This window comes from Breznakia pachnodae (assembly GCF_030814225.1).
Lineage (GTDB): Bacteria > Bacillota_I > Bacilli_A > Erysipelotrichales > Erysipelotrichaceae > Breznakia > Breznakia pachnodae.
In genome coordinates, this window is the sequence record NZ_JAUSUR010000004.1 from 270,645 (window position 1) to 282,590 (window position 11,946).

Sequence of the window (11,946 nt, forward strand, 5' to 3'; positions counted from 1 at the left end):
AGTTCTTATATCAAAGAGGCAAACATAAAAACACCAGTTTCATTGTGGTTTCAACAGAACTGGTGTTTCCATATAATACTATGCTTTATGCTTTTGTTTTCTTGCCATAAGAATTACTACTGACAATGATACCAAACCAAGTCCATAGAAGAACATTTTATTATGTGTATCACCTGTCGTAACTTCATCTAATGGTTTATTCACCACCGTGACTTCTACCATATCAGTATCTTCTTCTTTGGTTGTCATACGATACGTAATTTCAACCTTATATTCTTTGCTTTCAATCTGGTATCCATCTGGTGCTTTGGTTTCTTTCACATAGTAAGTACCTGCTTCCAGATTACTTACGGTAACCGAACCATCTTTACCAGTGATGATATTCTCTTTCACAATATCTCCATCTTCATCTCTCAATCTGAACTGTGCATTTGCCAAGCGTTTACCATCGCTACCTTCCTTGTTGATTTTCAAACTAGCAAGATATTTTTCATTTACAGCACTAACTTCTACCATTTCTGGTTTACCAGAAGCTTCCGTTTCAACTGTAAAGGTGATTGGAGTTTCATCTAATAAGAAGCCATAAGGAGCCTTTGTCTCTACAAACTGATAAGTTCCAGGTTCTAAATCTTTCACTTCAATAATTCCTTTACTATCAGTTGTATAACTTCCAATATCTTCATTTGTTTCACCAACGGTTTCCAGTGTAAACTCTGCATCAGCTAAAGGATTTCCATCATTATCAATCTTTAGAAGTTGTACACTACCTTTGTAGTTTACAACATCATCCAAATTTAATGTTTCAGGAAGTCCACTCGCACTTGCCTTAATTTCAAATGTGAATGGTTGGGTATTTAGAATATATCCATCAACTGTTGCTTTTTCTACTACCTGATACTTACCAGGTGTTAATTGATCCATCCGTATCGTTCCATTTTCATCTGTTGTATATTCAACTGAAACAAAACTGCTATCATCCAGTTTCGATAATTCAAAGATGACCCCTTCTAGTGCACTTCCATCTTCACTTGTCTTTTTAAACGTAGCACTACCTTGTCCATTTTCAACATCTCCCAATGTTTTCACATTAGGTTTTCCAGGAGCAAAATCATTTACCATAAAGGTAACTTTATCACTATTGATTACATAACCAGATGGAGCTTTTGTTTCTTCTAATTCATAATTACCAGGTGCCAGATTAGGTATTGAAACCTTTCCATCACTATTACTTAGGTAAGTTCCAATTGTTTGTGAATCTGAACCTAACTTCGTTAGGGTAAATTCTGCACCTGCTAAACCTGTACCATTCGTATCAGTTTTCATAAACTCTACTGACTGTTGATAGTTAATGAATGGATCTAATTGGATTGGTATACTGATACCAGGATCAATTGATTCAATTTCAAATTCACGAACTTCAGTATTTAGAATATATCCTTCTGGAGCTTTGGTTTCCCAAATTTCATAAGTCCCCATAGGAAGCCCACTTACAACAGCTTGTCCTGCTTTATTGGTAGTTATTTCAGAACGTTGTGTATCATTAACTGTAACACCATTTTCATCAGCAACTCGTTTAAGTGAAAACTGTGCACCACCTAAACCTTCTTGCGCTTCATTCATCTTATAAATATCAATGGTTCCTAAATAATAACCATTGGTGAAGTTACCTTTATCAATGACTAAATCTTCTTGAGTTGCCACAGATTCTGGTATCACTACTTCAAGTACTCCTTCATTTAATTCAAATCCTTCTGGTGCCTCTATTTCATGAATGTAATAGGTACCAGGTGCAAGATTTGAGAATTCTACATCACCTTCCACATCAGAAGTAACCGTTTCTTGGTAAGGACCAATCAGGGAATCAATTCTAAATACTCCACCTTCTAATCCAATAGGATTTTCAGCACGAGCATCCACTTTCTTAAGTTTTACACTTCCTTGATAGTTTTGGAACTCAACATTAATGACTTGAGGAATTCTTCCATCACTACCCTTTTCAACCGTAAATACTTTTGGTTCTTCCAAACGAACATAGCCTGAAGGTGCTTTCGTTTCAATAAACTGATAAGTTCCTTCTACTAATCCATCAACTTCCAAAGTACCATCACTTTCCGTAGTCAAATCAGTATATAGTGTTGACCAAGAATTATTTGCTTCTTGTTTTTGCAAGGTAAATTCTGAACCTTCCAATTTAGCTTTATCACGTCCATACTTTGTAAGTACAACTCTGGTTTGTTCATTGGTAACTTCTTCAAGCTGGTCTACCTGATTAACGCTAATCAATACTCCATCATATAATTCATCACTGATTACATATCCAGGAGCCGCTTCCAGTTCTTTTATATAGTAATTACCCTTAATTAAATTATTAAAAATAATTTCACCATCCGCATCAGTAGTAACTGGAGTACCAACACTATTTCCATTACGATCATATAATTGGAATTTAGCACCTTCCAGTTCTACACCATTCAATCCGGTTTTCCTAATAATTAGTGAAGTTCGCTCACCAACTAAAATTCCACCTGCATTGGTTGTATGAATAGTAATTGTTGTATTGGTTTTTCCATCCATACCATCTACTTCATTGTCATTAACCATTACAGTATTAGTAACCGGGTCATTACCACTTAAAAGAATTGCTGCCTTATAAGTCATAATGTATGCCTTATCTGTAGGTACATCTACCATGGTAACAACTAAGTGTAATAAGCCATCATCACCTTTCTGGTAGACAACTTTATAATCTTCATTTACTACGAGTGGGTTTGCTAAGTCTTGTTTGATATCACCTGATTCATTTACGATTGCAGGATAAATTTTAAGCGAGTCTAACTGTACTGTCTGATTGGCTGATGGTGTATCCACAATTGTCAGATGATCCATCATTGATTGACTTGGATTAATATTTACTGTCCACCAAGCATATCCATCACTTCCCTGTTCTCCACTTTTTTCAACCAATTTGCCACCATGTTTTACATCAACTTCTGCTTTTAAATCATGTGGTACTGATAAGTCATTGTGAAGGGTTGCTGTATTTTTATACTTACTAGCAACATTCTCACCATGAACACTTGTACGATATTCTACCCAATACTTACCTTCTCCGTCTGGTAAATGAATAGTTAATACATTGCCATTTGTTTCACTTGCTTCATCAATAATTAAATTTGCATATTCTGTATCTGATAATTCCTCTCCTTTGATTGGAATACCAAGATTACCACTCAGTGTATATTTATAAATACGTACTGAATTAGCTACAAACTTTTGTTGGCCTTGTTCAGGACTAATAATTGGATCTTCAATATAGGCATTCTTAAATCCAGTGTTTGCATAATCAACAAGTACACTCCATGTAATTTCTTTTGTTACTGCATTATAGTTACCAGATTTTGAACCATTCAGTACATCTGAAGTAGTTGGCTTATAATAAGCGTAATCACTACTTTCACCAGGAGTTCCTTCTGAAGACCAAGTAAAGTAAGCTGTATTATCAAATACTCCTGATTCAGGTGTTGGATCACTATTATAGTCCGTTTTATAAGTTATCTCTAAGCTATGGTCTTGAGGATAAGTATCTCTAAAGGAAATCGCAAAAAATGGTCCTCGATCATCTGTTTCATCTTCATCATCCACAATTGTTAATATGTAATCCACACCCTCTTCTGGTATCGAAGATGGGTCAGTTAAATCTTTAACCACAATACTATCTTCAATAATCGTTTGACGTGTACCAAAGAAATCTTGATAGTAACGAGATGTTAAAGGATATTCATTGGCATTCAAAACTGTTTTCCAACTTAATATTTTATTGGATACATCAGCTTGCACTAAACTTTTATTTATTAATTGTTGTTTCACATTCGCAGTTGAATGCGAATTAGTAGGAGGTATTCCACCAGTAATTGCGGTGTTTGTGACACTATAATCATCTTTAACAATAAATCCATCAGGAACTTTTGTATCATAAGTAATATTTACTGCATAGTCCACTTCATCATTAAATTTTATTTCAAATCGTCCATCATCATCTGTATCTAATGTATAGTTAGTTAACACTTCACCTAAAATTGGAGTACCAGTTGGTGAGAATGTAACTTTACGTACAACCAACGTACTTTTATCAAATGCCATTGGTTTATCATCTGTGGTATTATCATCAAAAATATCATTTATAACAGCTTGTCCTGCTGGTATTGTAAGGCCTCCATAGTTATAACGAATATTCCAGTGAAATCGTTGATCTTTACTAACATAACCAGTATTTACTTTTTCAATTAATTTATTGAACTGAGCAGTTACTGTTGCCTTAGCATTTAAATCCTCGTGTTCATTAGAAGATAAGGTAGCGGTATTACTCATAGTAAGACTTCCACCTAATGGTGTCTTAGAACTATCTAAAATTGGTGTCACATATACTAACTGATAGGCATCATTAATTTCACCATTAAAGGTTACATTCCCTTCATCATCAACGGTATATACTCCAGAATCAGGTTCAACTAATGTTGTACCAACCACATTTCCATATAAATCCAATGTTGATTTATACACTTTAACACCATCATATTGAACTGATGTTGGTAGTGTTTCTTTAACTGAAACTCCTGTTAATTTATCCATTGATTTATTAATATTCACTGTCCATGTAACATTATTAGCTGCGACTGGTTGATCCAGTGCACCTGCTTTATCGATTGTTCCTCCAGGTTTTGGTTTCATTGTAAGAGGTACTGTAAATCCATCACCTTCAGGTATCGTAATTTCATAATCACCAGGACCAGTAAAACTACTAGGGTCAAAACCTCCCTGAAAAAACAAGCTTCCATTTACACCTGTTGTGTTATGTACCTCATCTGTAAATACAATATGTACAATGTTGTCTGTACCTACTGAAAATACTCCATATAATACTCCCTCATTATCATAAAGTTCAACATTGTTGATACCAGTTGCAATATTAATATTGTCTGGCAAGGTAATATCATAATAATCACCTGAATTTATTTGAGTTGCAATACTGTCAGGAATCGCTATTCCAAAGGTAAAATTTATCTGTGAATCTATTCGTGGGTCATCTAATTTCTTCCCACTTGGATCCGTATATGTAATATCAACACTGTTTACAATCGTATCTGATGCATCAGTGAAATAATCTCTAACATTTTGAGCAGTTAGTGCATCCGCTTCTAGTTGTGTCACCAACTCTTGTGTCGCTACTGTTTGTTCTTCAACAACTGGAGTTTCTTCCTGTGTTTCAGTAACTTCTTCTTTATTTTCTTCTATTGCTGTTTGTTCTTCATCTGTCGATGTTTCAGTATTATCACTTTCGACAACTTCTCCATCCTGAGGTGTAACAGAACTTTCTTCATCTGCCAACACTCCACTGACTGAAACCATTTGAAACACCATAAATATGCTTAATAAAAATACAAATAATCCTTTTCCTAATCTTTTCATAATCCCACCTGGCGTACCTAAAAAAACTACCAGGTTCCTCCTCTCCTATAGTCCTTAACTTGACGTCTTCACTATACCACCAAAGTAAAAAATACTCTCTTAGTTTACCCATAAAACTTAAGAGAGTATAAAAGTGTGATATTTATCACCATTTATGATAATGAATTTTTGATGAATGCCAATTTCTTTCTTTTTTAGTTTGATTATTATGATAACCAAATGCAATGATACATACAGGAATAATCTTTGCAGGAAGTTTACAGAATTGAATAAGATGATTCTCAAATGCTTTGATTCCGCTTACTCCAATCCACACTCCTCCTAAACCAAGACTATGAATGGCTAAGAGCATATTCTGTGCCACTGCTCCACAAGAACTATAAAGAAATGGTTTTGTCCCTTCCTTACTCAGGTCTCCACAAATGAGAATTGCCTTAGGTGCATTCTCTAATGGCTTTGTATTTACATTATGAATAGTCTCACTATATAACTGATTTGGATGATCAATTACGATGAAATCAAATGGTAGTTTCCCTTTTGCAGATGGTGCACTAAATCCTGCCTGCAAGATTGTATTTACAATATCTTCACTTATTTCTTTTTTCTCAAAGTTACGAACACTTCTTCGCTCAAAAATACCTTGAATCATTTCATTACCTGAAACCTCAATCTTTGGTACTTCTTCTTTTCCCTTCTGATTCTCACAAGTTAATTTCACATCTACCTGCATATCAACTCCTTGAAAACCAAGTAACTTCTGTGTCTTTTTATCTACTATTATAATTTGAGAATCACTTCCCTTGGATACTAGCTTTGTTCGAAAGTGGATATCTTTTATTGTTACTTCCACATGAATCGTACCTTTGGCTATACCAAAGACTTCCTTCGCATTAAAAGGTAACGCAATAACTGCATACCTACCATCTTGTTTTAAAGTTGCTGTAAACTGTTCCATCACTGTCTCCTTGCATATTTCTTTTATCTTATCACATTTGAATTATTGCTTCTTGATAATTTAAGTCACAAAAAGTCAAAAAAATACCCTGCTATGAATTCATAACAAGGTATTTATCAAAGACAAGGCTATTGTCTTATTGATTATTTACTTTCTTCACGTTTCTTCTTTAATACAAGTAGTGAAGCGAGTCCAGCAATTGTTGCCAAACTTAACCATAAGTATAAGTTTGTAGTATCTCCTGAAGCAACACTTTCACTTGGTTCTGTAGGTTTTTCCGGAGTTGTTGGATCAGTTGGTTTTACTGGATCAGTAGGATCTGTAGGTTCAACTGGGTCCACTGGGTCTACTGGATTTGTTGGGTCTTCATCCAATTTCCAAACAGCATATAATGTAACATCGCTAGTTATTGTAAGCGTGTCATTTTCTTTGTAGTCAGCAGCAGTTGCATTTGCATCTTCTGACCAACCTAAGAATGTATATCCTGTTTTCTTAAGTGTATTTTGCCCTAATACACTTACTGATGCATTTGCATCATATTCAGTAGTATCTACTGGAGCATCTCCTGAAGTATGTTTATTTCCATCATAAGTAATTTTATAAGTATCTTCTTCAGCGCTACTATTTATCTTCGTGTTAATTGTTACACGTCCCGAGAAGTACATTGGTTCTCCTGCTGGTGCTGGAGTAGTAAATAAACTAATACTTCGTGTTGCTGGAGTATTTTCATATGTTCCTATTTCAGTTGTAAAATCATAGTAAGTCTTTGCATATCCATCTTCTACTGATACGTCTGCAAGATTCCATGTTACATTAGGATCATTGTAACTTCCTTCATTCGAAATAAATGACGGTTCCACAATTCCACTATTTAACTGTTTCACTATATTTTCTATTGTAAATAAGGTATCCTTATCAGATACTTCATTATCAGCTGTAACTGTTTGATTTTGAATACTAAGTTCAAATTCGCGATTATTGTCTTCTGGTTCTTTGTCCACTAGAAATTCAAAATATGTAAATAATGGACTAATATCTGAAATATGATTTTCATCCAATTGTAAACGCAAATCAAAGTCATACTTCTTTCCTTCAAAACCTGATAAATCCGAAATATTTGAATCTACCATACTCAATCGTAACTTTGCTCCATAATATTCATCATTATTGAATAAATCCAATACTGAAACATCTAATGATGAGAAATCATTATGATCTAAAATAACTTCTAAATTCGAATTACGCTTGTAATCTTCTTCTTTCGCAAAATATTTTAAGAAATCTAATTTTGTTATTTTATTACTTGATAAATCAAGTGTACTAAGGTTAACAATTGTATCAATATTCAATTTTGAAAACTCTTCAAGGTCTTCATCTGTATAATCATTTGATGAGAGTCCTAACCCACCAATAGAAGTTGCTTTATTCAATATTTCAAAATCTTTAAATCCTGTACCTGATAAATCTAAGTATTCGAAACTATTTCCAATAATAAAATCAAAACTATCATACTTATTACCAGCTAGATTAATATATGAATACGGGAACACACTTATCAATTTAGTATATAAAACATCTGCATGTTCAAGTTCATTATAAGATAAATCAAGTGATCCATAGAAATAAGTCATGTCTTCCCACTTTACTTTATCAAACATTTCATTTGTTATTTGAGCATGAGATAAATTCAATGTATAAATACTACCTGCTATGTTGTTAAGTGCTTCTAATGCATCTTCACCTTCTAAAGGATTGTAAGAAGCATCTAAGTAAGGAATACTTGTATCATTATTTATTCCATACAATGACGTAAGTTTATTATTTGAAATAATTAAATTATTAATTGATGACTGTTCCAAATCTTTTAAAGATTCAAGTGATGTAATTTGATTATCTGATAAATTTATACTGCTTATTGAGACTGTTGTAAATTCTTCAAATACACTTAGTGATGAAATCATATTATTTGATAAATCAAGAGTGTATCCATACATCATCATATGAGAACATTTACTTAAGAAATCAATATTCTTTAGTTTGTTATTTGCAATATGTAGTTCTGCTAAATTATTCATTTCATTTGATAAAGTTACTGAGCTAATATTATTATTGTTAACATTTAAATAACTTAAATTAGATAATTCATTAATTGCATTAATATTCTCCAAATTATTGTTTTCTGCACTCAAACTTTGCAACGCTGTAATACTTTCCACTCCGTCTAAACTAGTTAATTTGTTATTATCTAAATATAGTGAATTAATTTTTAGAGAGTTTGTTGTAAATGCACTTAAATTTGTAATTTCATTATTTGATAAGTTTAACCCATATGAAAGTTTATCCATGTTTTGTAACCCTTCAACACTTTGTAAACTATTATTTTCTATATTCAAATAAGATACATTAGTACAATCAATAAGTGATGCTACACTTCGAATTGAATTATTTTGTAGTTCTAGACTACTCAAATCTGTACTATTTGATAAGCCATTTACTGACGTTAGTTTATTGTCGTTTGCAGTCAATGAATTAAGCATTGGCGCATCTAAAGAATTTAGACTTGTAATACTATTATTAGAAATATCCAAATAGCTTAAGTTGGTCAATTTACCCATGTTATCTAATGTTGTTAATTTGTTATCGCAAACATTCAAGTCATTTAACTCTGTTTGATTTGACAAATCATTCACCTTATACAAATCACTATTTGTAACAGATAAATAATCTATTTGAACACTATTATCGAAATTTCCAATTTCTTTAATTGAAGAGTTATTAATACTAATATTATTGATATTTGGAAGATTCTTCATTCCATTAATTGTTTTCAAGTTTCTTGCTTCATATATTCTAATACTACTTAAATTTGGCAAATCATGAATCGCATCAAAATTTGCGATTTTTGTGTTCGACAATTCTATAGTTGTTAGATTTTTTAGAAGATGTATTCCTGATAAATCACTAATTTCTGTATCATCACCATAAGAGTAAATATAGTCAACTAAATCCAAGTCTGCTTGAGTCGCTTGACTATCTACACTTTTCCCTGAATAATCAGCAACATATTTTGCTAAATTTTCATCTGCAAAAAGCTCTGAAAATGTTCCTAAAGTTTCAGATTCCACAGTTCTGTTTAAAGCACTTTTTCCCTGTACTGTAGTTTTCTTTTCAACCTTACTATTCTCTTCCACATTCTCATTATCTTCTACAACATTTTCTGTTGCCTTATCACCTTCTGTTGATTCAGTTTCATCTTTCTTATCAGCTTCATCTGTTACATCAGTTGGTGCTTGTTCATCTAGTTTAGTTTCTTCTGATGGATCCTCAGCAATTGTTTCATCCACCTCTTCTTCATAGTCATTTGTGTTAATTATATCTCCTTCAGCCAGTATCCATGAACTAGAAAACTGAACTGCAACTAAAAGAGACACAAAAACTAATAAAACTTTTTTGTATACTTTTTTCATTTAATGCCCTCTCTGTTATTCAAATTATGAAATTTAGAATATAGATATTTTCAACTCTCAATCTTAGCTTATGTCTATTTCCTTATAATCATACACGTCGCTGCCCTGCTAGTAATGATTATTTCTATAGACACAACATCTATAATAATTTCATAACTTCGAATATTCTTTCTATTTGTATTCTTTCGCCCTTCATGCAAAAGAACATTCTATCTATTTTTATTATATTCTTTCTACATATATATACTTCATTTTGTTATGAGTTATGTAAAAAATGTCCTCAATCTCTTCTTTATGCCATAACCTCCTTTCATATAGAACTTACTCCCTCCTAATCATTAGTCGCAAAAAAGCACTTCATGGTTCATTTTTTATTAATTTTTCTTTATACATGAAAAAACCTGCTATTTTAGCAGGTAATTCTTCAGTTAAATAATTATAAATATTTCCTATATTAGATTACTAAAATCATGATTAATAACTTCTAACAATCGAAATATATCATCTTCAAATTCAAATTTTAAGATACAGCAATTCTCTATTTTATGCTTTTGATCAACATCACTGGTATGCTGCCACTTTCTCATAAACTGCCTGCAGGTAGCACCATGAGAAACAGCTAATACAGTATCATGATTATCTCTTTTCATAATCTCCATTAAGGTATCTGCTACACGTTCTCTAACTTCGCTTTCACCTTCTCCACCGTAGGCGATAAAGTGGTCACCGTATGGACGAGGAGGCATCAGATCATCCATTTCACCTTCAAACACGCCAAATCCCCATTCTTTTAATCCCTTTAGCCTGCCATAAGGCATATCTACAACTAATTCTAACGTATCACTTGCTCTCTCAGCTGTAGAAGAATATGCATGATCAAAGGTTATTCCTTCTTTCTTAAAATATTTATTTACAATTTCTGCCTGTTTCTTACCAACTTCTGTAAGTGGTGAATCACACCATCCCTGTATCTTCTTTCTCACATTAAATACAGTTTGTCCATGTCTCATCAAATATAATGTTTTCTTCATAACAAGTCCTCTCTTTATTTGTAGTATTTATTTACTTATTATACTACAAACTGGATGAATCGACTATGCACTCTAATTGCATTAGTATCCTCTTGGTAACTATACCACTTTTAAGTACCTACTTTACGAAAGATACTAATGACCTTATGATAGAGGTACAGAATAACTGCAGTATTCTTGTAATTTAAAATCATAGGAGGTTAAGTAACATGATTGATTTTGTAAGTTTTTTAAGTGAGAATCCAAATGGAGTATTAGCAACACAAGATGGAGTAAAGGTAAAGACTCGTGTATTTCAATATTTATTCGCAGATAACAATAAAGTATATTTTTGTACAAGTAACCAAAAACCAGTTTATGAACAATTGAAGAACGAAGCTTATGCTTCTTTCTGTACCTATCCAAATAATTTTTCTAAAGTAATATCTGTAAATGGTAGTGTTACTTTTGTAGATGATTTAGCTTTAAAGACACGTGCTTTAGATGAAAACCCTGGAATTAAGGCAATTTATGAAACACCAAAAAATCCAGTCTTTGAAATCTTCTACATTGATGCAGAAGAAATTGAAACATTCAGTTTTACAGATGGCCCCATTACATATACACTTTAATTAGGAAACCAAATATTTAAATATATTCTTATTCAATATTATAATTAAACATACATAATGGAGGTCCTTATGAGTGAAACATTACCTGCATGTCCTGTAGAAACTACATTACTGCTGATTGGCGATAAATGGAAAGTATTGATTCTTAGAGATTTGATGGATGGAACAAAGCGTTTTAACGAGCTTCAAAGATCTATTGGAAAAATCTCTCAAAAAGTTCTGACAACAAACCTACGTAAGATGGAAGAACACGGTTTATTGCAACGACAAATATATGCAGAAGTTCCTCCAAGAGTAGAGTACACTCTAACTGATACTGGTTATAGTTTAAAACCAATATTAGATGCAATGCATAGTTGGGGCAATAATTATAAAGAAACAAGCAAATAAAAAGAAGTAGATATGTACAAATTCAA

The 11,946-nt window shown here is 32.6% G+C and carries 6 protein-coding genes; 2 read left to right on the forward strand and 4 right to left on the reverse strand.

All coding sequences use genetic code 11. From position 1 onward, the window contains the following. Positions 1 to 78 precede the first annotated feature (78 nt). The 4 genes from J2S15_RS12380 to J2S15_RS12395 form a co-directional block, all read right to left on the reverse strand. Positions 79 to 5,466 carry a SpaA isopeptide-forming pilin-related protein gene (locus tag J2S15_RS12380; RefSeq protein ID WP_307408768.1) on the reverse strand — a complete coding sequence of 1,796 codons (5,388 nt, stop codon included), beginning with the start codon at positions 5,464 to 5,466 and terminating at the stop codon, positions 79 to 81. A 145-nt stretch (positions 5,467 to 5,611) separates the two neighbouring features. Next, entirely contained in the window at positions 5,612 to 6,421 is an 810-nt protein-coding gene (locus J2S15_RS12385; RefSeq protein WP_307408770.1) for a nitroreductase family protein, read from the reverse strand. Between the two features lie 143 nt (positions 6,422 to 6,564). After that, positions 6,565 to 9,888 (reverse strand): InlB B-repeat-containing protein, encoded by a 3,324-nt coding sequence (locus J2S15_RS12390; RefSeq protein WP_307408772.1) that lies wholly within the window; start codon positions 9,886 to 9,888, stop codon positions 6,565 to 6,567. A 449-nt stretch (positions 9,889 to 10,337) separates the two neighbouring features. Then, complete coding sequence (locus J2S15_RS12395; protein ID WP_307408774.1) at positions 10,338 to 10,919, reverse strand: histidine phosphatase family protein; 582 nt, start codon at positions 10,917 to 10,919, stop codon at positions 10,338 to 10,340. A 209-nt stretch (positions 10,920 to 11,128) separates the two neighbouring features. On the opposite strand from J2S15_RS12395, the gene J2S15_RS12400 reads away from it, so the two are divergent. Both J2S15_RS12400 and J2S15_RS12405 read left to right on the forward strand, forming a co-directional pair. After that, positions 11,129 to 11,530 (forward strand): pyridoxamine 5'-phosphate oxidase family protein, encoded by a 402-nt coding sequence (locus J2S15_RS12400; protein ID WP_307408776.1) that lies wholly within the window; start codon positions 11,129 to 11,131, stop codon positions 11,528 to 11,530. A gap of 69 nt (positions 11,531 to 11,599) precedes the next feature. Continuing rightward, positions 11,600 to 11,920 (forward strand): winged helix-turn-helix transcriptional regulator, encoded by a 321-nt coding sequence (locus J2S15_RS12405; protein WP_307408777.1) that lies wholly within the window; start codon positions 11,600 to 11,602, stop codon positions 11,918 to 11,920. The last annotated feature ends 26 nt before the right edge of the window (positions 11,921 to 11,946 follow it).

Coding starts and splice junctions, on each gene's coding strand:
- J2S15_RS12380 (WP_307408768.1), bottom strand. CDS start 5,466: ATGAAAAGATTAGGAAAAGGATTATTTGTATTTTTATTAAGCATATTT.
- J2S15_RS12385 (WP_307408770.1), bottom strand. CDS start 6,421: ATGGAACAGTTTACAGCAACTTTAAAACAAGATGGTAGGTATGCAGTT.
- J2S15_RS12390 (WP_307408772.1), bottom strand. CDS start 9,888: ATGAAAAAAGTATACAAAAAAGTTTTATTAGTTTTTGTGTCTCTTTTA.
- J2S15_RS12395 (WP_307408774.1), bottom strand. CDS start 10,919: ATGAAGAAAACATTATATTTGATGAGACATGGACAAACTGTATTTAAT.
- J2S15_RS12400 (WP_307408776.1), top strand. CDS start 11,129: ATGATTGATTTTGTAAGTTTTTTAAGTGAGAATCCAAATGGAGTATTA.
- J2S15_RS12405 (WP_307408777.1), top strand. CDS start 11,600: ATGAGTGAAACATTACCTGCATGTCCTGTAGAAACTACATTACTGCTG.